Raw genomic sequence first — 23,142 nt, 5'->3', positions numbered from 1 at the left:
CGGCTATTGCGCCATTCACCTTCGAGCTACTCGTTTTCAAACCAGGGCGCTCGGGCGGTCATGATCAGTGCCGCGGCGCGCTCCTCGTCCATCCCCTCGATGTCCAGCAGATCATCGACGGACTGCTCGGCAAGATCCTCCATGGTGACGATTTCCCGGCTGGCCAGGATGAAGGCCAAGTGGCGCTCCATGCCGTCCATCCCCAGCAGATCGTCGGCCGGCTGGGCGCCATCGAGCTCCTCCTCGGAGGCGATGGCCAGGTTGAGCAGCTCGTCCTTGGCGCGGGCGCGCAGCTCCTCGATGGTCTCCTCGTCGAACTCCTCGATCTCGAGCATCTCCTCCACCGGTACGTAGGCGATCTCCTCGAGAGAGGTGAAGCCCTCCTCCACCAGCAGACGCGCGACATCGTCGTCGATATCCAGGTGCTGGATGAAATGCTCGACCAGGCTGTCGATCTCCTGGTCGCGCTTGGCCTCGGCGTCGGCCTCGGTCATGACGTTGATCCGCCAGCCGGTGAGCTCGGAGGCCAAGCGCACGTTCTGGCCGCTACGGCCAATAGCCTGGGCTAGATTGTCCTCGGCGACCGCCACATCCATGGCGTGGGCGTCCTCGTCGACGAGAATGGAGGCGACATCCGCCGGCGCCATGGCGTTGATCACCAGCTGGGCGGGGTTGTCGTCCCACAGCACGATATCCACGCGCTCGTTCTGCAGTTCCGAGGAGACCGCCTGGACACGCGAACCGCGCATGCCCACGCAGGCGCCTACCGGATCGATGCGCCGATCGTTGGTCTTGACGGCGATCTTGGCCCGGGAGCCGGGATCACGAGCGGCGCCCTTGATCTCGATGAGCTGCTCGGCGATCTCCGGCACCTCGATGCTGAACAGTTCGATGATCAGCTCCGGGCAGGTGCGCGAGAGGATCAGCTGCGCGCCACGCGCCTCGGGATCCACCTTGACTAGCAGGGCGCGGACTCGCTCGTTCATGCGATAGCGCTCTCCGGGGATCATCTCGCCGCGGGGCAGGAACGCCTCGGCGTTCTCGCCCAGGTCGATAATCAGGCCGTCGCGGGTGGTCTTCTTGACGATGCCCGCGACCAGCTCGCCCTCGCGATCGGCGTAGAGGCGCACTACCTCGGCCCGCTCGGCCTCACGCACCTTCTGCACGATGACCTGCTTGGCGGTCTGGGCGGCGATCCGGCCGAAGTCGGCGTTCTCGATCTTCTCCTCAACCACATCCCCCAGCGTGAGGGGCGGGTCGCGCCGCTCGGCGAAGGTGAGCTTGATCTCGTGGTCGGGGCCGTCGAAGTCGTCGTCCTCCACCACCGTCCAGCGGCGGAAGGTCTCGTAATCACCGGTGCGGCGATCGATGTGCACCCGCACGCTGGCCTCCTCGTCCTCGAACCGCTTGCGGGACGCGCTGGCCAAGGCCGCCTCGACGGCCTCGAAGATCACCTCGCGGGGAACTCCCTTTTCATTGGAGATCGTCTCAACGACCGCCAGAATCTCTTTGCTCATGCCATTGCCTCGCCAGAAAACCTGTCCTCGAGCCTCATGCTCATCCAGCCGTGCCGACCGCTGGCCTGGTCATCAACCTTGATCATGAAACTTGACCATCAAACCTCGTCGTCGAACCGCGGCACCACCTGTGCCTGGTCGATGCTTTCGATCGGAAAGCAGTACTCTTCACCCTCGACCTGGAGCAGCACCTCATCGCCCTCGACACCGGCCAGCAGGCCCTGGAACTTGCGCCGCCCCTCGAAAGGCACCCGTAGCTTCAGCGCCACCTCGTGGCCTCGGTAGCGGGCGAACTGATCGAGGGTGTAGAGCGGACGATCCATCCCGGGCGAGGAGACTTCGAGGCGATACTCGCCGCGGATCGGGTCCTCGACGTCGAAGATGGCACTCACCTGGCGACTGATGTCAGCGCAGTCGTCGACGCTGACGCCATTCTCGTGATCGATGTAGACCACCAGGCGGGAGTGCTTGCCGTGTGAGAGAAAGTCGATGCCCCACAGTTCGAAGCCCATGGCGGTTACCACGGGTTCGATCATTGCGTGCAGTGCAGCATCCTTGATTGCCACGAAAATATCGCTCCTACAGCCGTTGCATCAGGCACCTGGCCGGGAGTCATCGGGAAAGTCAGGTGGCTGATTGGCATTACCCGGAACAGCGGCGGGCGCTTGGCGCCCGGCATGCTGCTAACAAAAAGCCCCTTCGCAGGAAGGGGCTTTTACATGAAACCTTTAGACCACTCCGGGAATCAGACTGCCCCTTCTCTTCGAACCTTAGCGCAACCGCTGCGATTCGAAAGGCGCCATACCGGAAGATGGTAGCGGGGACCGGATTTGAACCGATGACCTTCGGGTTATGAGCCCGACGAGCTACCAGACTGCTCCACCCCGCATCAATCTAGGTCGGTGATCTTACACATCGCCATGAATTTCGTCAAGGGATACCACCGATCTGCCAATCCTACTGTCTGAAGGACCGCTCATGCGCCATGGGCGCCGCGGTAAATCAGATGGTGCCGAAGGCGGGACTTGAACCCGCACGGCCATAAGGCCACTACCCCCTCAAGATAGCGTGTCTACCAATTCCACCACTTCGGCATCCGGGGAGGCTGGAAACCGCAAAGCGACCTAGTCGTCGCTTCCCTCCAGCACTGGCGCTGCATTATCCATACCATGGGCACTGTCGTCAAGGGTTGGCACGCTGCGCTGCTGCTCGATCAGCCGCGAGTCGGGAATACCGGCCTCGGGCGCCTGGCTCGCCTGGGAGGCATACCAGGCCAAAGCCAGTGAAGTGGCGAAGAAGACCGCAGCCAGGAAGGCGGTGAACTTCGCCAGGAAGCCGCCGCTACCGCGAGAACCGAATACGGTCTGGGAGGCACCGCCACCAAAGGCGGCACCGGCTTCGGCGCCCTTGCCCTGTTGCAGCAGGACGAGGACGACCAAGGCGATGGCGATCGCCACGTGGGTCATGAGAATGGCAACTTGCATGGAATCAACCTGCTGACTGACAAATGGCTAGGAAATCGTCGACCTTGAGCGAGGCACCGCCCACCAGGCCGCCGTCGATATCGGGTTGGGCGAGCAGCTCGGCGGCATTGCCGGCGTTCATGCTCCCCCCGTAGAGAAGTCGCAGCCCCTCGGCCAGCTCCCGGTTGTAACTGGCCTGGTAGTCGCGAATGCCGGCCATCACCTCCTGGGCCTGCTCCGGCGTGGCGGTGTGACCGGTGCCGATGGCCCACACCGGCTCATAGGCGATCACGAGGCGCGAGCGCTGTTCGGGCTCCAGGCGAGACATGGCGAAGCCCACCTGGCGCAACACCACCTCCATGGTACGGCCGGCGTCGCGCTCCTCGAGGGACTCACCCACGCAGAGCAACGGCGTCAGGCCGACGCTGAGGGCGGCCAGCAGGCGATCGAAGACCTGCTCGTCGCCCTCGCGGTAAAGCTGGCGGCGCTCGGAGTGCCCCACCAGGGCATAGCGTACGCCGAACTCGCACAGCATGTTGCCGCTGACCTCGCCGGTATGGGCCCCGGAACGCAGCGGATTGAGCGACTGGGCGCCAATCCGCAGCGGGGTGCCGGCGAAGGCGCGCTGCGCCGCCTCCAGGTAGGGAAACGGAGGAAAGATCGCGACCTCGACTCCCCGGGGCAGCTCGGCCTTGGCAAAGGCACGACCGAAGGCCTCGACCAGAGCGGCCGAGCCATTCATCTTCCAGTTGCCGGCAAGCAGCGGGGTACGCATCGACTGTCCTCTTTCAAGGTGGTGCGAAATGGTATAGGAGCAGCCCTGTCAAGACAACCGGCCCCGCTCAGGCTCAGGGCTCAGGCCAGCAGCGCCTCGACCTCGGCGGCGATGCGTCGCGCCAGGCCGTCTACATCCAGATGGGGGCGGCCCTCGACCATCACCCGGATCAGCGGCTCGGTGCCGGAGGGACGCAGCAGCACGCGGCCCTCATCGCCCAGCTCGGCCTCCACTTCGGCCACCGCCGCCTGGAGTTCCGGTCGCTCCATGAGCGTCGCGGCCTGGCTGCCCGGCGTGAGGCGGACATTGACCAGCGCCTGGGGGGCCTTTTCCATGCCGTCCAGCAGCCGCTGCAGCGGCTTGCCCTCGCGGACCATGATCGCCAGCACCTGCAGCGCCGAGACGATGCCGTCCCCGGTGGTCTGCACATGACCACAGAGGATGTGCCCAGAGGATTCGCCGCCCAGCTGCCAGCCCTTGCTGGCCAGGCGCTCCATCACGTAGCGATCGCCCACCCTGGCCCGCTCGAAGGGCACGCCCATCGCCTCGAAGGCCGCGGCCAGGCCGAAGTTGGACATCAGGGTGCCGACCACGCCGCCGCCCAGGTCGCCACGGGCGTGGCGGTCGCGGGCGATCAGGTAGAGGATGTCGTCGCCGTCGATCTCGCGGCCGTCGGCATCCACCAGCAGCACCCGGTCGCCGTCGCCGTCGAAGGCCACGCCGAGGTCGGCGCCTTGCTGGATCACCGCGGCGCGTAGCGCCGCCGGATGGGTGGAGCCGACCTCCTTGTTGATGTTGAGGCCGTCCGGGCTCGCCCCGATCAGGCTCACCTCGGCGCCCAGCTCGCGGAACACGCTGGGAGCGATGTGGTAGGTCGCGCCATGGGCACAGTCCAGCACCACCTTCAGGCCCGTGAGGCTGATTCGGTCCGGCACCGTGGACTTGCAGAACTCGATGTAGCGGCCCGCGGCGTCATCGATCCGCGCCACCTTGCCCAGCCTGTCGGCCGCCACCGTGGTCAGCGGCTCCTCGAGCATCGCCTCGATCTCCGACTCGAGATCATCGTCCAACTTGATCCCGGCGGTGGAGAAGAACTTGATGCCGTTGTCGGCGAAGGGATTGTGCGACGCCGAGATGACGATGCCAGCATCGGCGCGGAAGGTACGGGTCAGGTAGGCGATGCCGGGGGTCGGCATGGGGCCCAGCAGGGCCACGTCCACGCCGGCGGCGGAGAGGCCTGCCTCCAGGGCCGACTCGAACATGTAGCCGGAGATCCGGGTGTCCTTGCCGATCAGCACCAGATGGCGGCGCGTGCCGTTGCGTGCGGCCAGCACGCGACCGGTGGCCCAGCCCAGCTTGAGCATGAAATCGGCCGTGATAGGGGGTTCGCCGACGGTGCCACGGATCCCGTCGGTGCCAAAATAGCGTCGTGTCATCAGCATCCTTCCTTGAGTACGGCCCAGGTCATGTTCACCGCATCCACGCTGTGGGCCACATCGTGGACGCGCAGGATGCGGGCGCCGCGCTCCACCGCCAGGGCCGTCAGCGCCAGCCCGCCGGACAGGCGCTCCTCCACCGGCCGCTCCAGCACTTTGCCGATCATGCTCTTGCGCGACATGCCCACCAGCAGCGGCAGCTCGAGTGTCGCCAGCCGTTCCAGGCGATTGAGCAGGCGCAGGTTGTGTTCCACGGTCTTGCCGAAGCCAAAGCCCGGATCCACCAGCAGGCGCCCGCGGCGCAGGCCGCCGGCCTCGCAGGCGGCGACCCGCTCGGCGAGGTAGTCGGCAACCGCCTCCTCGATGGGCACATCATAGCGGGGCGCTTGCTGCATGTCGCGGGGCTCCCCCTGGCGGTGCATCAGGCACACTGGCAGGCCGGTGCCGATCGCTGCGGCCAGCGCTCCCTCACGCTCCAGTGAGCGCACGTCATTGATCATGCCGGCGCCGAGGGCCGCGCTCTCGCGCATCACCTCGGGGCAGCTGGTGTCCACCGAGACCAGGGAATCCAGCTCGCGCACCAGCGCCTCCACCACCGGCGCGACCCGGTCGAGCTCCTGCTGGGGCGATACTATATCGGCCCCCGGCCGGGTCGATTCACCACCCACGTCGATGATCGCCGCCCCCTCGGCCAGCATGCGCTCAGCGTGCCGCAGGGCATCCTCCAGGGCCACATGGCGGCCGCCGTCGGAGAACGAGTCGGGGGTGACGTTGAGGATCCCCATCACCCGGGGGAAGGAGAGGTCGAGCCGATGGCGGCCGCAGATCAGGGAGGCAGGGGTCGAGGTCATCATCTATCGGAGCCTGGGGGTGGGCGAGACGGGGATTGACGGGGCTTGCATTGACGGGGGGGCTTACAAAGCGCAGGCGCCCCGAAAGGGGCGCCTGGCAGTGGTTGACGAGCGGGGTCAGGAGCCGGCCGGGCCACCCAGCGGGTCTGAGGGACGGCGGCGGGGCTCGTCGTCATCCTCCTCACCGCCGTCGACCTCATCCGGCGCCTCCGGCGTCGCCTCCGCCTCTGGCCCCTCGGTCACCGGGGCACCGGGGCCGGAGGAGTCACCGTCCTCCCAGTCCTTGGGCGGACGCGGATCGCGGCCCTCCATGATGTCCTTGAGCTGGTCGGCATCGATGGTCTCGTACTTCATCAGCGCCTCGGCCATGGCGTCGAGCTTGTCGCGGTTCTCCGCGAGGATCTGGCGCGCCTGCTCGTAGCAGTCGTCGATGACCTTGCGGACTTCCTTGTCAAGCTTCGAGATGGTCTCGCCGGACTTCATCTTGCCGCCGCCCTGGCCCGCGCCGCCGAGGAACTGGTGAGACTCGTCCTCGTCGTACATGATCGGCCCCATCTCTTCGGAAAGGCCCCACTTGGCCACCATGCTGTGGGCCAGTTCGGTGGCACGCTTGATGTCATTGGAGGCGCCGGTCGTCACACCATCCGGACCCAGCGTCATTTCCTCGGCAATCCGCCCACCGAAAAGCGAACAGATCTGGCCGATGATCTGGCGACGCGACAGGCTGTAGCGATCCTGCTCGGGCAGGAACATGGTCACACCCAGGGCGCGGCCACGCGGGATGATGGTCACCTTGTAAACCGGGTCGTGCTCCGGCATCACCAGGCCGATGATGGCGTGGCCCGACTCGTGGTAGGCGGTGTTGAGCTTCTCCTTCTCGGTCATGACCATGGAGCGGCGCTCGGCACCCATCATGATCTTGTCCTTGGCTAGCTCCAGCTCCTCCATGCCCACCAGGCGCTTGTTGCGCCGCGCGGCGAACAGCGCGCCCTCGTTGACCAGGTTGGCCAGATCAGCGCCAGAGAAGCCCGGGGTACCGCGGGCGATCAGCGACGGCTTGACGTCATCGGCCAGCGGCACCTTGCGCAGGTGCACGTTGAGAATATGCTCGCGGCCGCGGATATCGGGTAACGGCACCACCACCTGGCGATCGAAACGGCCCGGGCGCATCAGCGCCGGGTCCAGCACGTCGGGACGGTTGGTGGCGGCGATGACGATGATGCCCTCGTTGGGCTCGAAGCCGTCCATCTCAACCAACAGCTGATTGAGGGTCTGCTCGCGCTCGTCGTTGCCGCCGCCCATGCCGACCCCGCGGGAGCGGCCCACGGCGTCGATCTCGTCGATGAAGATGATGCAGGGCGCCTGCTTCTTGGCCTGCTCGAACATGTCGCGCACGCGGGAGGCACCCACGCCGACGAACATCTCGACGAAGTCTGAGCCGGAGATCGAGAAAAACGGCACCTTGGCCTCGCCGGCGATGGACTTGGCGAGCAGCGTCTTGCCGGTACCTGGCGGGCCCACCATCAACACGCCGCGAGGAATGGTACCGCCGAGACGCTGGAACTTGGTGGGGTCGCGCAGGAAGTCGACCAGCTCCTCGACCTCCGCCTTGGCCTCGTCGCAGCCGGCTACGTCGGCGAAGGTGGTCTTGATCTGATCCTGGGAGAGCAGCTTGGCCTTGGACTTGCCGAAGCTCATGGGGCCGCCCTTGCCGGCGCCACCGCCCTGCATCTGACGCATGAAGAACATGAAGATCGCCAGGATCAGCAGGATCGGGAAGCTGGCAATCAACAGCCGCGTCCAGATGCTCTGCTGCTCCGGCTCCTTGCCCACCACGGTGACATTGTTGGTGAGCAGGTCGTCGATCAGCTTGGGATCCTCCGCCGCGGGGCGGATGGTCTGAAACGAGGAGCCGTCGGTGCGCTCGCCGCTGATCGTGTAGCCATCGATGGTGACGCTGCGCACCTGCTGGTTCTGCACCTGCTGGACGAACTGAGAATAGTTCATCGATTGAGGTGAGCTGTCGACGCTGAAGTTGTTGAACACCGTCAGCAGCACCGCCGCGATGACCAACCACAGAATCAAGTTCTTCGCCATATCGTTCAAGGGACTACCCTCAATATCAGAAATCTGTCGGCCACATATGCGCCTGGCACATTTGACACTACATGAGCAGGCCGCGTTCGGCCACCGCCGGCACCTCGGCGCGGACGGTCCACCTCAGGCTCCACTTTGACACAGTTACGCACCCCTGTCCGGCAATCGCGCCGGTAGCCCACGCCTATCGAGCCACCCGGACAGGGTCAGCCGCGGAAGCCCTGCGCCAGCAGATAGACCTCGCGGGAGCGCGTCCGGGAGGCGCCCGGCTTGCGGGTCACCACCCGGGTAAAGCGCTCGCGCAGGCACTTCAGGTATTCGTCGAAGCCCTCGCCCTGGAACACCTTGGCCAGGAAGGTGCCGCCAGGTCGCAAGGTCTGACCGGCCAGGTCCAGCGCCAGTTCCACCAGGACCATCGCCTGGGGCTGGTCGATGGCGACCATGCCGCTCATGTTGGGCGCCATGTCGGACATCACCAAGTCCACCGGACGCTCGCCCAGCGCGGCGAGGATCGCCTCGAGGACCACCTCCTCGGTGAAGTCCCCCTGGAGGAAGTCGACGCCTGCCAGGGCATCCATCTCGAGGATGTCGGAAGCGATCACCACCCCCTCGGAGCCCACCTTTTCGGCCGCCACCTGGCTCCAACCGCCGGGGGCGGCGCCCAGATCAATCACCGTCATGCCGGGCTTGAAGAGGCGGTCCTTGTCCTCCAGCTCCAGCAGCTTGTAGCTGGCCCGGGAGCGGTAGCCATCCTGCCAGGAGCGCTGCACGTACTGATCGTCGAAGTGCTCCTTCAGCCAGCCCTTGCTGGTCTTGCTGACCGGGCTCTTGCTGGCCGGCGCCTTGCCGGAAGCGGGGGATGTTGAGCGGGAGCGAGCCACGGCATCACCAGGAGGTGGAGGGTAACGGAGAGGCGCGGGAGCGACATGCGAAGGGCGACGAGCGCAGCGGCTCGGGCCGGCCTACCCTTCGACACAGGGCTCGGCCCGGCCCGGCGTTGCGCTGCGCGGCATTTCGCCTAGGCCATTTTCGGCATGGCAATTTACGCGTACCATGTCTGGCTGCGCGCAACTAAGAAGATGCAAGATACCATGAGCTTGTCACAGGCACAAAAGAAGGCATTTCGCAGCATTGGCCACCACCTGAACCCGGTGGTGACGGTCTCCGAGAACGGCATCTCCGAGGGAGTGCTGGCGGAGCTCGACCGGGCGCTGTCCGACCATGAGCTGATCAAGATAAAGCTGGCCCTGCCGGAGCGCGACGACCGCGCCGCCATGCTGCAGAAACTGGTCGCCGCCAGCGGCGCCGAGCTGGTGCAGACCATCGGCAAGATGGCACTGCTCTATCGCCGCAACCCTCAGGTCAATCCGAAGCTCTCCAACGTCCAACGCTTCGAGGGGCATCACGGGAGGCACTGATCGCCGACCCTGACCCAGAGAAGGCAAAAGGCCCGCGGACAACCGCGGGCCTTTCATTTGATACCGGGCAAGGCCGAACGCTCAGAGGTGCTCGATGCCGCCGATCTCGTACTCGACGTTGCCGCCCGGGGTCTTGACCACCACCACGTCGCCCTCTTCCTTGCCGATCAGGGCGCGGGCGATGGGCGAGGTGACCGAAATCAGCCCCGCCTTGATGTCGGCCTCGTCCTCGCCGACGATGCGATAGCGCACCTGCTCGTCGGTATCGAGGTTGATCAGCTCGACGGTGACGCCGAAGATAACCTTGCCGGTCTGGGGCAACTTGGTGACGTCGATCACCTGGGCGCTCCCGAGCTTGCCCTCGATCTCCTGGATGCGCCCCTCGATGAAGCCCTGCTGCTCTCGAGCGGCGTGGTACTCAGCGTTCTCCTTGAGATCGCCGTGCTCGCGAGCCTCAGCGATGGCAGCGATCACCCTCGGGCGCGCCTCACCCTTGAGCTGCTCGAGCTCCTTGCGCAGGCGTGCCTCACCGGCAACGGTCATTGGGACCTTGTTCATTGTGCAGCTCCTGCATGCAAATCCTGAAGCCGCCGCACCGTGATCGCGTTGCCATACTCGAGTGCCATGCAAACGGCACTGGCCCCCGCCAGGGTGGTGGCGTAGGGGACCTTGCGGGCAAGCGCGGTGCGACGGATCACCGAGGAGTCCTGGATCGCCTGGCGACCCTCGGTGGTATTGACGATATAGGCGATGTCGTCGTTCTTGAGCAGATCGACGATGTGCGGACGACCTTCGAAGACCTTGTTCACGACCTCGACGTCGATACCGGCGGCCTCGAGGGCGGCGGCGGTACCGCGGGTCGCGCATAATGTGAAGCCCAATGTTACCAGAGAACGGGCCACCTCGATAACACCCGCCTTGTCCGGCTCGCGCACCGAGAGGAACGCCTTGCGCTCGCCATCGACGGGCGGAATCGCCTCGCCGGCGCCCAGCTGAGCCTTGTAGAAGGCCTCGGCAAAGGTGCCCCCACTGCCCATGACCTCGCCGGTGGACTTCATCTCCGGCGACAGGATCGGGTCGACGCCCGGGAACTTGTTGAACGGGAAGACCGCCTCCTTGACGCTGAAGAAGTGCGGCACGATTTCGCGAGTGAAGCCCTGCGCCTCGAGGCTGGTGCCGGCCATGCAGCGCGCGGCGATCTGGGCAAGCGACGTGCCGATGCACTTGGAGACGAAGGGCACGGTGCGCGAGGCACGCGGGTTGACCTCGATGATATAGATCTCGCCGTCCTGCCAGGCCAGCTGCACGTTCATCAGGCCCACCACACCCAGCTCCACGGCCATCTGCCTGACCTGGTCGCGCATCTCGTCCTGCACCTCGGCGGGCAGCGAGTAGGGCGGCAGCGAGCAGGCGGAGTCGCCGGAGTGCACGCCGGCCTGTTCGATATGCTGCATGATGCCGCCGATCACCACCTGCTTGCCGTCGCTGACCGCATCGATGTCGATCTCGATGGCAGCGTTGAGGAAGTGGTCGAGCAGCACCGGGGAGTCGTTGGAGACCTTGACCGCATGGGTCATGTAGTTTTCCAGCTCCGAGGCGTCGTAGACGATCTCCATGGCGCGGCCGCCCAGCACGTAGCTCGGGCGCACCACCAGCGGATAGCCGATGCCCTCCGCCTTGGCGAAGGCCTCCTCGAAGCTGCGCGCGGTGGCGTTGGGCGGCTGCTTGAGGCCCAGCTTGTCGATCATCTGCTGGAAGCGCTCGCGGTCCTCGGCGCGGTCGATGGCGTCCGGGGTGGTGCCGATGATCGGCACGCCGGCAGCCTCCAGCTCGCGGGCCAGCTTAAGCGGGGTCTGGCCGCCGAACTGCACGATGACCCCGACCGGCTGCTCCTTGTCGGCGATCTCCAGCACGTCCTCCAGGGTCACCGGCTCGAAGTAGAGGCGATCGCTGGTGTCGTAGTCGGTGGAGACGGTCTCCGGGTTGCAGTTGACCATGATGGTTTCATAACCGTCATCGTGCATGGCGAAGGCGGCATGGACACAGCAGTAGTCGAACTCGATGCCCTGGCCGATGCGGTTGGGCCCGCCGCCCAGCACCATGATCTTCTGGCGGTCGGAGACCTCCGCCTCGCACTCCTCCTCGTAGGTGGAGTACATGTAGGCGGTGTTTGATGCGAACTCGGCCGCACAGGTATCGACGCGCTTGTAGACCGGGCGGATGCCGGCCTGCTGGCGGGTCTTGCGGAATTCCTTCTCGGAGACGCCCAGCAGGCTGGCCAGGCGAGCATCACTGAAGCCCTTGCGCTTGAGCCGGAACAGGTCGCGGGCGTCGAGCTCAGAAAGCGAGCGCTGCTCCACCGCCTGCTCGGTCTTGACCAGGTCCTCGAGCTGGACCAGGTACCAGGGGTCGATCTTGGTCAGCGCGAAGACCTCGTCGACGCTCATCCCGGCACGCATGGCGTCGGCCACGTAGAAGATGCGCTCGGCGCCGGCGGCCTGCAGCTCGCCCTTGATGTGCGCCATGGCCTCGGGGGTGAACTCGGTGAAGACGGGGTCGAGGCCGTCGTTGCCGGTCTCCAGGCCGCGCACCGCCTTCTGCAGCGACTCCTGGAAGGTGCGACCGATGGCCATCACCTCGCCCACCGACTTCATCTGGGTGGTCAGGCGGTCGTTGGCCTGGGGGAACTTCTCGAAGGTGAAACGCGGGATCTTGGTGACCACGTAATCGATGGCCGGCTCGAACGAGGCCGGAGTGCGCCCGCCGGTGATGTCGTTCGACAGCTCGTCCAGGGTGTAGCCTACCGCCAGCTTGGCGGCGATCTTGGCGATCGGGAAGCCCGTGGCCTTGGAGGCCAGCGCCGAGGAGCGCGACACCCGCGGGTTCATCTCGATGACCACCATGCGCCCGGTGTCGGGATCCATGCCGAACTGCACGTTGGAGCCACCGGTCTCGACGCCGATCTCGCGCAGCACCGCCAGCGAGGCGTCGCGCATGATCTGGTACTCCTTGTCGGTCAGCGTCTGGGCCGGGGCCACGGTGATGGAATCACCGGTGTGCACGCCCATGGGGTCAAAGTTCTCGATGGCGCAGACAATGATGCAGTTATCGTTCCGATCACGGACGACCTCCATCTCGTACTCCTTCCACCCCAGCAGCGACTCGTCGATCAGCAACTCATGGTTGTTGGAGAGTTCGAAGCCGCGGGTACAGATCTCCTCGAACTCCTCCTTGTTGTAGGCCACGCCGCCGCCGGAACCGCCCATGGTGTAGGAGGGACGGATGATTGCCGGGAAACCCAGCGTCGCCTGGATGCGCCAGGCCTCCTCCATGCTGTGGGCCACCTCGGCCCTGGGGCACTCCAGGCCGATGCGCCGCATGGCCTGGTCGAAGAGGTCGCGGTCCTCGGCCATGTTGATGGCGTCGGCGTTGGCACCGATCATCTCCACGCCGTACTTGGCCAGCACGCCGTGCTTGTCCAGGTCCAGGGCGCAGTTGAGCGCGGTCTGACCGCCCATGGTGGGCAGGATGGCATCGGGGCGCTCGGCCTCGATGATCTTCTCCACCGTCTGCCAGGTGATCGGCTCGATGTAGGTGGCATCGGCCATGGCCGGGTCGGTCATGATGGTGGCCGGGTTGGAGTTCACCAGGATGACCCGGTAGCCCTCCTCGCGCAGCGCCTTGCAGGCCTGGGCGCCGGAGTAGTCGAATTCGCACGCCTGGCCGATGACGATGGGGCCGGCGCCAATGATCAGGATGCTCTGGATGTCGGTACGCTTGGGCATGGTGCTTCCCGCAGAAATAGGTGACGAGGGGCGACGTGTCTCGGGCTGGCGCTTCGCGGTCTGGTTCAGGCCTGGCGGGCCTTCATCATCGCGACGAAGCGGTCGAACAGCGGCGCGACGTCCTTCGGGCCGGGGCTCGCTTCCGGGTGGCCCTGGAAGCCGAAGGCCGGGCGGTCGGTGCGCTCGATCCCCTGCAGGGTGCCGTCAAAAAGTGAGCGATGGGTGGCGCGCAGGTTGGCCGGCAGGCTCGCCTCGTCGGCGGCGAAGCCGTGGTTCTGGCTGGTGATCATCACGCAGCCGGTGTCGAGGTCCTGCACCGGGTGGTTGGCGCCGTGGTGGCCATGATTCATCTTCACGGTCTTCGCGCCGCTGGCCAGCGCCAGCAGCTGGTGGCCCAGGCAGATGCCGAAGATCGGGGTCTCGGTCTCGAGGATCTCGCCGATCGCCTTGATGGCATAGTCACAGGGCTCGGGGTCGCCCGGGCCGTTGGCCAGGAAGACGCCGTCCGGGCGCATCGCCAGCACCTCTTCCGCCGGGGTCTGGGCCGGCACCACGGTGAGGCGGCAGCCGCGGGAGGCGAGCATGCGCAGGATGTTGCGCTTCACGCCGAAATCGTAGGCGACCACGTGGAAGGGGCGCTCTGCCGCGGAGGCATCGGCGTAGCCTTCGCCCAGGGCCCACTCGCCTTCGCTCCACGCGTAGGGCGTCTGGCAGGAGACCACCTTGGCCAGGTCCATGCCCTTGAGGCCGGGGAAGGCTCGGGCGGCGGCCAGGGCACGCTCGACGGAGTCGTCGCCTTCTGCCTCGGCGCCGGCCAGGATGGCGCCGTTCTGGGCGCCCTTGTCGCGCAGGATGCGGGTCAGCCGGCGGGTATCGATCTCGGCAATGCCCAGCACGTTCTGGCTCTTCAGGTAGTCGGAGAGTGTCTGTTCGCTGCGAAAGCTGCTGGCCGCAAGCGGCAGATCGCGGATCACCAGGCCGGCGGCGGCGATGGCGCCAGACTCGACATCCTCGGCGTTGACGCCGGTGTTGCCGATATGGGGGTAGGTGAGGGTGACGATCTGGCGGGTATAGGAGGGATCCGTGAGGATCTCCTGATAGCCGGTCATTGCCGTATTGAACACCACCTCACCGCTGGTCTGTCCATCGGCACCGATCGCCGTGCCATGAAACACACTGCCGTCTTCCAGGGCCAGTATCGCGGGTTTGTTCAATGCAACGTCCTCCCATGTTTTTACAAACAGCTTTTACCGACAGCTACAAGAGACAGCTCGCCCAGGAATGCTGCTTCCCAGTGGCCGCCCCGCGGATGGCCGCCCCGCAAAAAAGCGGGACGAAACCCGATCTAGACCGGTTTCATCCCGCTTGTTGTCATTCGCTCGGAACTGATTCGCCCAGAACACTGGGGGCCGAAGCAACAAGCGCTATGTATGAAGGGGGCTTTCGCCCATGCGCCCGGCCAAAATTTTCGGAATACTACAGGAAATGCCCCCTGGTGACTACCCCCAGCTCCCAGACAGCCCAGACCCGGTCAGTCCAGACCGAGCACATCCTGCATCGAGTAGCGCCCTGCGCTTTGGTCGGCCACCCAGCGTGCCGCGCGCACCGCCCCCTTGGCGAAGGTCATGCGGCTCGAGGCCTTGTGGGTGATCTCGATGCGCTCGCCCTCGGTGGCGAACATTACGGTGTGCTCACCGACGATGTCCCCGGCGCGCACGGTGGCGAAGCCGATCTCCTTGTCGGTGCGCGGCCCGCACTGGCCCACCCGCTCGAAGACGCCGTGCTCCTTGAGGGTGCGGCCCAGGCTCTCGGCCACCACCTCGCCCATCTTCAGCGCGGTGCCGGAGGGGGCATCCACCTTGTGGCGATGGTGCGCCTCGATCACCTCGATGTCGTAGCCCTCGTCGCCCAGCGCCCTGGCCGCCGTCTCCAGCAGCTTAAGCGTCAGGTTGACGCCCACGCTCATGTTCGGCGCGAACACGAAGGGGAGCTTCTCGTCATAGCCGTCCAGCTCGGCCAACTCCTCGTCGGAGAGGCCGGTGGTGCCGATCACCATGCGCTTGCCGTGCTCGGCGCAGAAGGCCAGGTTGGCCAGCGTCACGTCGGGGGCGGTGAAGTCGATCAGCACGTCGAAGTCCTCGACGATCGCCTCAAGTGAATCCACGGCACTCACGCCCAGCCTACCGACCCCGGCCAACTCGCCGATATCGGCACCGGTAAGCGTACTGCCCGGCTCGACGATGCCGCCGGCCAGGGTGGCGCCGTCATCCTGCTGCACGGCGTTGACCAGGGTGCGGCCCATGCGGCCGGCGACACCGACGATGGCGATACGGGTCATGTGGACTCCTGTTGAAGCGGTAGCGGTTCAAGAAGGGTCGGCAGTATATCAGAGGCGTCAGCGCCTCAAGCGACATCCCTCGGCAAGACGTCCCGCTCAATTTCTTTTCCACGGTCCAGCTCGACACTCCTGAGCTCGTAGGCAGCCTGCAGGTTCAGCCACGACTGGGCATCTCCACCAAAGTAGCGCGCCAGCCTCAGTGCCGTATCCGCCGAAATGGAGCGACGCTCATTGACGATTTCATGCAGACGTGTCGCCGGCACACGCAACTCTCGCGCCAGCGCATTGACGCTCATTCCCAGCGGCTGAAGATAGTCCTCACGGAGCACCTCGCCCGGATGGATGGGCCGCATACCGTTCTTGACCATGATGGCAACTCCTGCTCGACAAAGCTCAGTGATAGTCCACGATCTCGACGTCGAAGGCGGCACCGCTCTCGAAGCGAAAGCAAAGCCTCCACTGCTCGTTGATACGAATGCTGTACTGCCCCTCCCTGTCACCGCGCAGCGCTTCGAGACGGTTGCCGGGTGGTGAGCGCAGGAACTCCAGCGTGGTCGCCGAATCAAGAAACTGCAGTTTCCGCTCGGCCTGACGCTGGAAGCCACGAAATGCCCGGGGGCACTTGCCTCCCTCGAATAGCTGCTGTGTGTGCTTGCAGGCAAAGGACTCGATCATGCGGGAAAAATATATCGCGATGCGTAATACGTCAAGCGGAACACCCACCCTTTCCACCAGCGACCTGGCACTCCACACGAGACAGGGGTGATGGCGAGACAGGCTAGGCTCGGCCATTGCGCATCAGCAGCAACATGGCCCCCAGCACCGCGAGAGCACCGGGCAGCCACACCCAGTCGAGGCTGGCCGGGGACTGCACGAAGAGCAGAAGCATGGAGACGAAGGGCACCAGGTAGCCGTAGGCGGTGACCACGCCCGGCGTTAGCGCCGCCGTGGCCCGCTGCATCAGCCAGAAGGTCAGGGCGCTGGAGAAGAGCCCCAGGTAGACCAGCAGCGCCAGGTCCCGGCCGCTCATGGTAGCAAGCCTGGCCAGCGGCTCGACCATCAGCGCCACCAGACCGATGAGCACGCCGCCCGCCCCCAGGCTCCAGAAGGTACGTACCGCCGCCGACTCGGGCAGCCGCCCCGTGGTCAGGCCCCACTTGCTGAGCACCGGATAGAGCGCCGTGGAGAGACAGCCCAGGAAGAACACCGCCTCACCGATGCCGAAGTGCAGGTGCCCGCCCTGCTGCCACGCCTCGGCGACGGCCAGCCCCAGGGCGCCGGCGGCCCCCAGCGCCAGGATCGCCGGCAACCGCCAGCCCGGGAGCTCCAGCCGCAGGCCCAGGCCCAGCAGGAAGGCCAGCAGCGGCACGCTCACGAAGAGGGTCGCCATGGAAAGCGCCGTGGCGTGGTGGGCCGCCCAGAACATGGCGCCAAAGAAGCCGGCCAGGCAGAGGCCCATCAGAGAATACAGCGGTAGCAGGCGCCAGGGCGGCAAGAATTCCGGGGAGCGGCGCGCCAGCCACCACAGCGCGCTGCAGGCGATGGCGAAGCGCAGGGCGGTGAGCGACAGCGGCGGCAGCTCGCTCATCAGCCCCACGGCGGGAAACGACAGGCCCACCAGCACCGCCCACAGCAGCATGCCCAGATGGGCAGCCGCCGGGGTGGTCGCGCCGGTCATGCCTCCCAGATGATATCCAGCTCGACGCCCTTCAAGGCATCCAGGGCGGCATCTACCTCCCCTTCCAGGCGATCGTGGATAGTGTCCTCGACGGCCTCCACCACCACCACCAGCTTGTCCGGCTCTGCCACCAGGTAGCAGCTGCCGTCTCCGAAATTCACCTCTACGCCGTGATCATGGTGCTCCACCGTATTGTCTGCGGACCAGCGCTGACAGAGCTGGTCGATCAGCACCTCGGCGTCCTCGGCGTGAATCTCGGCGCGTGAAATCGGCATGGCGCTTTCCTCCTGCGGGGTATCGGACTATCAGCCTATGACGGTATCGCCGCCTTCGCCAAGCGGTGATTTCAGCAGCACGAAGTGCTCAATGAGCCGGATCATCAGTGTCTTCTGGGCCGGCAGGCTCTCGGCCACCAGCAGCGCCAGGGCCACCAGCGTATTGTCGTTGACCATTCGCTCCACGGGACGGGCCAGCAGGCGCTGGTTGAGGCGCAGGTACCAGAGGAAGAGGAAGGAGCCGGTACGCTTGTTGCCATCTGCAAGCGGATGATTTTTGATCACGAAATAGAGCAGGTGCGCCGCCCGGCTGGCCACGTTCGGATAGAAAAACTCGTCGCCGAAGCCTTGCTCGATGGTCGCCAGTGCCGAGGCCAGGCCATCACCGCGCAGCTGCCCGAACAACTCGGTCGCCTCGCCCTTGGCCATCAACTCGCGTTTCAGAGACGCGATGCCCGCGAGGGCATCGTCCAGATGCAATGGTCGCATGTCGTTCTGGCGAGTGCTGACTTCTCCCAGGCTCTGCTCATCATAGCCCTGCAACAGGCTCCATGAACGCGCGTACTCGCCGATGACCTTGAGCACCTCTTCGCCCACCGGCTCGACCAGTTGTTGATTGGCCAGAGTGCGGGAGAGCAGCACCACCGCCTGCTCGAACTCGATGCCACGCTCGGCCAGCCGCTTGCGGTCGAGCGTATAGCCCTGCACCAGATGCTGTTTCAGCACCGAGGTCGCCCAACGCCGGAACTGCACCCCGCGCAGGGACTTGACCCGATAGCCGACCGAGATGATCACATCGAGATTGTAGTACTCGATCTGATAGGTTTTGCCGTCAGGAGCAGTATGTGCATATTTTGCACATACTGAATTTTTGTCGAGTTCGCCTTCGCGAAACACATTGCGAATGTGCTTGGTCACCACCGACCGCTCACGGCCGAATAGCTCACACATCTGTGCCTGGCTGAGCCAGACGGTCTCCTGGTCCAGCGCCACCTCCAGCGAGATGACGCCATCGCTGGACTGAAAAATCTGGACCTGCTGCATCTTGCACCTCCTTGCCCCTGCTTCCATCACTTGCAAACCAGCAATATCGCATATCAACCACTACCGCTGGTCAACCCACGCCACAGCACATGTACATGAATACAGCTAACCCCAATGTCATGACGAAAATAGCAAAGCTCGCGTGGTAACATATTAGCGGTATCCCATGGAGGGAGAGGTAAGGAAAGGTATGGATAAGATTTTGGAGTGCCTGATTCGCCTGAGGGTAGATAAGAAAGAAGACCATCCTGCGCCTCACCAACCCTGCTTGCTTCTGGCGATCATCTGCGAGATTCAGGCCGGCCATATCATTTCCCCGCTTGTTCAGATCGATACACGCCTAATCGCCCGCTACTACGAGATTTTCGAGATAGCGACAGGTGAACGACATAGAGCCCGCCCCTGGATGCCGATATGGGCGCTGAGGAATAGGAAAGGGCCCACCGGCAAACTCTGGCGCCCAGATTATCTTGCCCCCGTCCGGGAACTGGCCGATCAGATGGGACAGCCGAAATCATTGAAGCAGATCGAGCAGCGTTTCGGCGCCGCTTCACTTGATCCCGCTCTGTTTTCAACCCTTGAAGACAGTACGGCTGCCAAAGAAGCTTGCTCGCTGCTGGCTTCCCACTACCTCTCCACTGATAGCCGGGCCTATTCCCGAGTGCGGCAGTATCTCCAGACGGCGCTGGCAAGTGGCGAGTACGAGAAACACCCCGAGCGTCTGGCGGGTAGCGTGAAGGAAGAGAGCCAGAGATATGCCCGCTCCGCCGCCTTTCGCTCGCTGGTGCTGCAGGCCTACGACTATCGCTGCGCGGCCAGCCGATTGCGCTATATCACCCCCGACTATCGCTACCTGGTGGAGGCGGCCCACCTGGTGCCCTTCGCCGAGAGCCAGGATGACCGCCCCTGCAACGGTCTTGCCCTGACACCCAACCTGCACTGGGCCATGGATAGCCACCTGATCGCCCCGGGTCCGGATCATCGCTGGCACCTCAGCCCTGCGGTAGATGCCTTGGTGCCCGACAACCGTTGGCTGTGTGAACTGGACGGCCAGTCGCTGGTGCTGCCCCGAGATCCTCGCTGGCAGCCGGCCAGGGACGCCCTGGCCTGGCGGCTGGACAATCTGCAGCGCTGAGAACTCCTTGTCCAACCATGAACGTCCGGCGATAAACCCAGAACTTGAACGCGACAGGGCCCCGGCATCGTGAGATGCCGGGGCCCTGTCTGTTCCTGCGAGGATGATACCGCTTACGGCTTCATATCCTCGAAGAACTTCTTCACGCCGTCGAAGAAGCCGCTCTTCTTGGGCGAGTGGTGGGCGCTGTTGGTGCCGCCGAGGCTGTCCTGGAAGCTGCGCAGCAGCTCCTTCTGCTCCTCGTTGAGCTTCACCGGGGTCTCCACCACCACCTTGCACAGCAGGTCGCCGGGGGCGCCACCGCGCACCGGCTTCACGCCCTTGCCGCGCAGGCGGAACAGCTTGCCGGTCTGGGTCTCGGGCGGGATCTTCAGCTTCACCCGGCCATCCAGGGTCGGCACCTCCAACTCACCGCCCAGTGCGGCGTCAACGAAGTTGATCGGCACCTCGCAGTGCAGGTGCTTGCCGTCGCGCTCGAAGATATGGTGCGGCTTGATGTGCACCTGGACGTAGAGATCCCCGGGCGGGCCGCCGTTGAGGCCTGCCTCGCCCTCGCCGTTGAGGCGAATGCGATCGCCGGTATCCACGCCGGAGGGAATCTTCACGGAAAGGGTGCGGGTCTCGCGCACGCGGCCCTCGCCGTTGCACTTGTGGCACGGCACCTTGATGTGCTGGCCGGAGCCGTGGCAGGTCGGGCAGGTCTGCTGCACGGCGAAGAAGCCCTGCTGCATGCGTACCTGGCCATGGCCAGCACAGGTCGGGCAGGTCTCCTTGCTGGAGCCCGGCTCGGCGCCCTGGCCATCGCAGCGCTCGCACTCCACGTGGCGCGGCACACGGATATCCACGCTGGTGCCGGAGACCGCATTCTCGAGGTCGAGCTCGAGGTTGTAGCGCAGGTCGCTGCCACGGGCCGGGGCGTTGGGATGACGACGCCCGCCCCCTCCGCCGCCGCCGAAGATGTCGCCGAACACGTCGCCGAAGATGTCGCTGAAGCCCCCGGCACCCGCTCCGCCAAAGCCACCGCCGCCGAAGCCGCCCGCCTGGCTGTCCACGCCGGCATGGCCGAACTGGTCGTAGGCCGCGCGCTTCTCGCCGTCGGTGAGCACCTCATAGGCCTCGGAAACCTCGCGGAACTTCTCCGCGGAGGTCTCGTCGTCCGGGTTGCGGTCGGGGTGAAACTTCTGAGCCAGGCGCCGGTAGGCCTTCTTGATCTCTTTCTGGTCGGCACCGCGCTCTACGCCCAGCACCTCATAATAGTCACGTTTGGACATGGATCGGTCCGCCTCCGTCGCGGTACCGCGGAAACACCAACGCGGGAGTCAGGCCCCCGCGCTGGCGTCAACCGTGGTTCAGATGCGTGGTTTACTGCTTTTTCTGGTCGTCATTGACTTCTTCGTACTCGGCGTCGACCACGTCATCTTCCTGCTTGCCGCCGGCGTCCTGGCCTTCGCCACCGCCCTGCTGGGCCGTCTCGGCCTGGGCTGCGTACATCTTCTGGGCCAGGTTGCCGGAGGCTTCCGTCAGCTTGTCCAGCTTGGCCTGGATGTCGTCCTTGTCATCCCCCTTGATGGCCTCCTCGAGCTCCTTGGCGGCGCTCTCGATGACCTCCTTCTCGTCCTCGCTGGCGTGCTCGCCGGCTTCCTGCACGGTCTTGCGAGCGGCGTGGACCATGCCATCGGCCTGGTTGCGCAGCTGCACCAGCTCTTCGAACTTCTTGTCCTCGTCGGCGTGGGCCTCGGCGTCGCGGACCATCTGCTCGATCTCGTCGTCGGACAGGCCGCTGGAGGCCTTGATGACGATGGACTGCTCCTTGCCGGTGGCCTTGTCCTTGGCGGACACGTTGAGGATGCCGTTGGCGTCCAGGTCGAAGGCGACCTCGATCTGCGGCAGGCCGCGCGGTGCCGGCGGGATGTCGGCCAGGTCGAAGCGGCCCAGCGACTTGTTGCCACCCGCCTGCTTGCGCTCGCCCTGCAGCACGTGGATGGTCACGGCCGTCTGGTTGTCATCCGCGGTCGAGAAGGTCTGGGTCTTCTTGGTCGGGATGGTGGTGTTCTTCTCGATCAGCGGGGTCATCACGCCGCCCAGGGTCTCGATGCCCAGGGTCAGCGGGGTGACGTCGAGCAGCAGCACGTCCTTGACGTCGCCGCCGAGCACGCCGCCCTGGATGGCAGCACCCACGGCCACGGCCTCGTCCGGGTTGACGTCCTTGCGCGCTTCCTTGCCGAAGAAGTCGGCCACCTTCTGCTGCACCATGGGCATGCGGGTCTGGCCGCCGACCAGGATGACATCGTCGATCTCGGAGGCGGACAGGCCAGCATCCTTGAGTGCGATCTTGCAGGGCGCCAGGGAGCGCTGCACCAGGTCCTCCACCAGCGACTCCAGCTTGGCCCGGGTCACCTTCACGTTGAGGTGCTTGGGACCGGTGTTGTCGGCGGTGATGTAGGGCAGGTTGACGTCGGTCTGCTGGGCGCTGGAAAGCTCGATCTTGGCCTTCTCGGCGGCTTCCTTGAGGCGCTGCATGGCCAGGTTGTCGCCGGAGAGATCGATGCCGCTGTCGGACTTGAACTGAGCGACCAGGTAGTTGATCAGGTGCATGTCGAAGTCTTCGCCACCCAGGAAGGTGTCGCCGTTGGTGGCCAGCACCTCGAACTGGGTCTCGCCGTCGACGTCCGCCACCTCGATGATGGAGATGTCGAAGGTGCCGCCACCCAGGTCATAGACCGCGATGGTCTTGTCGCCGCGGGACTTGTCCATGCCGTAGGCCAGCGCCGCCGCGGTGGGCTCGTTGATGATGCGCTTGACCTCGAGGCCGGCGATGCGGCCGGCATCCTTGGTGGCCTGGCGCTGGCTGTCGTTGAAGTAGGCCGGCACGGTGATGACCGCCTCGGTGACTTCCTCACCCAGGTAGTCTTCCGCGGTCTTCTTCATCTTCTTCAGCACTTCGGCGCTCACCTGCGGCGGCGCCAGCTTCTTGCCATTGACCTCGACCCAGGCGTCGCCATTGTCGGCCTCGGAGATGGTGTAGGGCACCATCTTGATGTCCTTCTGGACGACGTCGTCCTTGAAGCGACGGCCGATCAGGCGCTTGATGGCATACAGGGTGTTGGTCGGGTTGGTGACCGCCTGGCGCTTGGCCGACTGGCCCACCAGGATCTCGCCATCCTCGGTGTAGGCGATGATGGACGGCGTGGTGCGCGCGCCCTCGGCGTTCTCGATCACCTTGGCGCTGTCGCCGTCGAGCACGGCCACGCAGGAGTTGGTGGTCCCCAGGTCAATACCGATGATGCGTCCCATAGGAAATCCTCGTAAAGTCGTTGCTGTGTATCCGGA

Annotated in this window: 21 protein-coding genes and 2 tRNA genes; 2 read left to right on the top strand and 21 right to left on the bottom strand. The window is 65.1% G+C overall.

From position 1 onward, the window contains the following. Positions 1-26 precede the first annotated feature (26 nt). The 10 genes from nusA to rlmE form a co-directional block, all read right to left on the bottom strand. The gene (gene nusA / locus ACR80S_RS09805) at positions 27-1,517 is read right to left on the bottom strand and encodes a transcription termination factor NusA (RefSeq protein WP_435400912.1); all 1,491 of its coding nucleotides are present in this window, start codon (positions 1,515-1,517) and stop codon (positions 27-29) included. A gap of 98 nt (positions 1,518-1,615) precedes the next feature. After that, positions 1,616-2,083 (bottom strand): ribosome maturation factor RimP, encoded by a 468-nt coding sequence (rimP, locus tag ACR80S_RS09800; protein WP_435400913.1) that lies wholly within the window; start codon positions 2,081-2,083, stop codon positions 1,616-1,618. Between the two features lie 246 nt (positions 2,084-2,329). Next, a tRNA-Met gene (locus ACR80S_RS09795) sits at positions 2,330-2,406 on the bottom strand. A gap of 118 nt (positions 2,407-2,524) precedes the next feature. After that, a tRNA-Leu gene (locus ACR80S_RS09790) sits at positions 2,525-2,611 on the bottom strand. Positions 2,612-2,641: 30 nt separating this feature from the next. Further along, on the bottom strand, positions 2,642-3,001 hold the full coding sequence (secG, locus tag ACR80S_RS09785) for a preprotein translocase subunit SecG (protein ID WP_435403096.1): 360 nt from the start codon (positions 2,999-3,001) through the stop codon (positions 2,642-2,644). A 4-nt stretch (positions 3,002-3,005) separates the two neighbouring features. Continuing rightward, the gene (gene tpiA, locus ACR80S_RS09780; RefSeq protein WP_435403095.1) at positions 3,006-3,755 is read right to left on the bottom strand and encodes a triose-phosphate isomerase; all 750 of its coding nucleotides are present in this window, start codon (positions 3,753-3,755) and stop codon (positions 3,006-3,008) included. An 80-nt stretch (positions 3,756-3,835) separates the two neighbouring features. Then, a complete protein-coding gene (glmM, locus tag ACR80S_RS09775; protein ID WP_435403094.1) occupies positions 3,836-5,191 on the bottom strand; it encodes a phosphoglucosamine mutase in 1,356 nt (451 codons plus the stop codon). Continuing rightward, positions 5,191-6,042, bottom strand: coding sequence for a dihydropteroate synthase (gene folP / locus ACR80S_RS09770; RefSeq protein WP_435403093.1), 852 nt, complete (start codon positions 6,040-6,042; stop codon positions 5,191-5,193). The genes glmM and folP overlap by 1 nt, the downstream gene beginning before the upstream one ends. 117 nt (positions 6,043-6,159) lie before the next feature. Continuing rightward, entirely contained in the window at positions 6,160-8,148 is a 1,989-nt protein-coding gene (gene ftsH, locus ACR80S_RS09765; RefSeq protein ID WP_435400918.1) for an ATP-dependent zinc metalloprotease FtsH, read from the bottom strand. Between the two features lie 197 nt (positions 8,149-8,345). Then, positions 8,346-9,020: a 23S rRNA (uridine(2552)-2'-O)-methyltransferase RlmE gene (gene rlmE / locus ACR80S_RS09760; RefSeq protein WP_435403092.1), complete on the bottom strand. Its 675-nt coding sequence runs from the start codon at positions 9,018-9,020 to the stop codon at positions 8,346-8,348. Positions 9,021-9,230: 210 nt separating this feature from the next. Here rlmE and yhbY point away from each other — a divergent pair, with 210 nt between their 5' ends. Further along, complete coding sequence (gene yhbY, locus ACR80S_RS09755) at positions 9,231-9,557, top strand: ribosome assembly RNA-binding protein YhbY (protein ID WP_435400920.1); 327 nt, start codon at positions 9,231-9,233, stop codon at positions 9,555-9,557. Positions 9,558-9,638: 81 nt separating this feature from the next. On the opposite strand, the gene greA is transcribed toward yhbY, so the two are convergent. From greA to rhuM, 9 genes are all read right to left on the bottom strand, one after another. Then, on the bottom strand, positions 9,639-10,115 hold the full coding sequence (gene greA, locus ACR80S_RS09750; RefSeq protein WP_435400921.1) for a transcription elongation factor GreA: 477 nt from the start codon (positions 10,113-10,115) through the stop codon (positions 9,639-9,641). After that, positions 10,112-13,342 (bottom strand): carbamoyl-phosphate synthase large subunit, encoded by a 3,231-nt coding sequence (gene carB / locus ACR80S_RS09745; protein ID WP_435400922.1) that lies wholly within the window; start codon positions 13,340-13,342, stop codon positions 10,112-10,114. Before carB ends, greA begins: the two co-directional genes overlap by 4 nt. Before the next feature lie 65 nt (positions 13,343-13,407). After that, entirely contained in the window at positions 13,408-14,556 is a 1,149-nt protein-coding gene (gene carA, locus ACR80S_RS09740; RefSeq protein WP_435403091.1) for a glutamine-hydrolyzing carbamoyl-phosphate synthase small subunit, read from the bottom strand. Between the two features lie 317 nt (positions 14,557-14,873). Further along, complete coding sequence (gene dapB / locus ACR80S_RS09735; RefSeq protein WP_435403090.1) at positions 14,874-15,680, bottom strand: 4-hydroxy-tetrahydrodipicolinate reductase; 807 nt, start codon at positions 15,678-15,680, stop codon at positions 14,874-14,876. 65 nt (positions 15,681-15,745) lie between these two features. Continuing rightward, the gene (locus ACR80S_RS09730) at positions 15,746-16,048 is read right to left on the bottom strand and encodes a HigA family addiction module antitoxin (RefSeq protein ID WP_435400925.1); all 303 of its coding nucleotides are present in this window, start codon (positions 16,046-16,048) and stop codon (positions 15,746-15,748) included. 25 nt (positions 16,049-16,073) lie between these two features. Then, positions 16,074-16,355, bottom strand: coding sequence for a type II toxin-antitoxin system RelE/ParE family toxin (locus ACR80S_RS09725; protein WP_435403089.1), 282 nt, complete (start codon positions 16,353-16,355; stop codon positions 16,074-16,076). Positions 16,356-16,458: 103 nt separating this feature from the next. Next, positions 16,459-17,358, bottom strand: coding sequence for an EamA family transporter (locus ACR80S_RS09720; RefSeq protein ID WP_435400927.1), 900 nt, complete (start codon positions 17,356-17,358; stop codon positions 16,459-16,461). After that, complete coding sequence (locus ACR80S_RS09715) at positions 17,355-17,633, bottom strand: DUF2218 domain-containing protein (RefSeq protein WP_435400928.1); 279 nt, start codon at positions 17,631-17,633, stop codon at positions 17,355-17,357. The genes ACR80S_RS09720 and ACR80S_RS09715 overlap by 4 nt, the downstream gene beginning before the upstream one ends. Before the next feature lie 30 nt (positions 17,634-17,663). Further along, positions 17,664-18,677, bottom strand: coding sequence for a RhuM family protein (gene rhuM, locus ACR80S_RS09710; protein WP_435403088.1), 1,014 nt, complete (start codon positions 18,675-18,677; stop codon positions 17,664-17,666). A 499-nt stretch (positions 18,678-19,176) separates the two neighbouring features. On the opposite strand from rhuM, the gene ACR80S_RS09705 reads away from it, so the two are divergent. Then, positions 19,177-19,812 (top strand): HNH endonuclease, encoded by a 636-nt coding sequence (locus ACR80S_RS09705; protein ID WP_435400930.1) that lies wholly within the window; start codon positions 19,177-19,179, stop codon positions 19,810-19,812. A gap of 113 nt (positions 19,813-19,925) precedes the next feature. On the opposite strand, the gene dnaJ is transcribed toward ACR80S_RS09705, so the two are convergent. Both dnaJ and dnaK read right to left on the bottom strand, forming a co-directional pair. Beyond that, positions 19,926-21,083 carry a molecular chaperone DnaJ gene (gene dnaJ / locus ACR80S_RS09700; RefSeq protein ID WP_435400931.1) on the bottom strand — a complete coding sequence of 386 codons (1,158 nt, stop codon included), beginning with the start codon at positions 21,081-21,083 and terminating at the stop codon, positions 19,926-19,928. Between the two features lie 91 nt (positions 21,084-21,174). Then, the gene (dnaK, locus tag ACR80S_RS09695) at positions 21,175-23,106 is read right to left on the bottom strand and encodes a molecular chaperone DnaK (RefSeq protein WP_435403087.1); all 1,932 of its coding nucleotides are present in this window, start codon (positions 23,104-23,106) and stop codon (positions 21,175-21,177) included. Positions 23,107-23,142 lie beyond the last annotated feature (36 nt).

The organism is Halomonas salsilacus (assembly GCF_051216275.1).
Taxonomy (GTDB): Bacteria; Pseudomonadota; Gammaproteobacteria; order Pseudomonadales; family Halomonadaceae; genus Halomonas.
The sequence above is the reverse complement of the archived record's forward strand: the minus strand, read 5'-3'. Positions and strand labels throughout refer to the sequence as shown.

Bases quoted from the DNA above. Each gene is read 5' to 3' on its own strand.
- nusA (WP_435400912.1), bottom strand. From the start codon at position 1,517: ATGAGCAAAGAGATTCTGGCGGTCGTTGAGACGATCTCCAATGAAAAG.
- secG (WP_435403096.1), bottom strand. From the start codon at position 3,001: ATGCAAGTTGCCATTCTCATGACCCACGTGGCGATCGCCATCGCCTTG.
- tpiA (WP_435403095.1), bottom strand. From the start codon at position 3,755: ATGCGTACCCCGCTGCTTGCCGGCAACTGGAAGATGAATGGCTCGGCC.
- glmM (WP_435403094.1), bottom strand. From the start codon at position 5,191: ATGACACGACGCTATTTTGGCACCGACGGGATCCGTGGCACCGTCGGC.
- folP (WP_435403093.1), bottom strand. From the start codon at position 6,042: ATGACCTCGACCCCTGCCTCCCTGATCTGCGGCCGCCATCGGCTCGAC.
- yhbY (WP_435400920.1), top strand. From the start codon at position 9,231: ATGAGCTTGTCACAGGCACAAAAGAAGGCATTTCGCAGCATTGGCCAC.
- greA (WP_435400921.1), bottom strand. From the start codon at position 10,115: ATGAACAAGGTCCCAATGACCGTTGCCGGTGAGGCACGCCTGCGCAAG.
- carB (WP_435400922.1), bottom strand. From the start codon at position 13,342: ATGCCCAAGCGTACCGACATCCAGAGCATCCTGATCATTGGCGCCGGC.
- dapB (WP_435403090.1), bottom strand. From the start codon at position 15,680: ATGACCCGTATCGCCATCGTCGGTGTCGCCGGCCGCATGGGCCGCACC.
- ACR80S_RS09730 (WP_435400925.1), bottom strand. From the start codon at position 16,048: ATGGTCAAGAACGGTATGCGGCCCATCCATCCGGGCGAGGTGCTCCGT.
- ACR80S_RS09725 (WP_435403089.1), bottom strand. From the start codon at position 16,355: ATGATCGAGTCCTTTGCCTGCAAGCACACACAGCAGCTATTCGAGGGA.
- ACR80S_RS09720 (WP_435400927.1), bottom strand. From the start codon at position 17,358: ATGACCGGCGCGACCACCCCGGCGGCTGCCCATCTGGGCATGCTGCTG.
- ACR80S_RS09715 (WP_435400928.1), bottom strand. From the start codon at position 17,633: ATGCCGATTTCACGCGCCGAGATTCACGCCGAGGACGCCGAGGTGCTG.
- rhuM (WP_435403088.1), bottom strand. From the start codon at position 18,677: ATGCAGCAGGTCCAGATTTTTCAGTCCAGCGATGGCGTCATCTCGCTG.
- ACR80S_RS09705 (WP_435400930.1), top strand. From the start codon at position 19,177: ATGGGACAGCCGAAATCATTGAAGCAGATCGAGCAGCGTTTCGGCGCC.
- dnaJ (WP_435400931.1), bottom strand. From the start codon at position 21,083: ATGTCCAAACGTGACTATTATGAGGTGCTGGGCGTAGAGCGCGGTGCC.
- dnaK (WP_435403087.1), bottom strand. From the start codon at position 23,106: ATGGGACGCATCATCGGTATTGACCTGGGGACCACCAACTCCTGCGTG.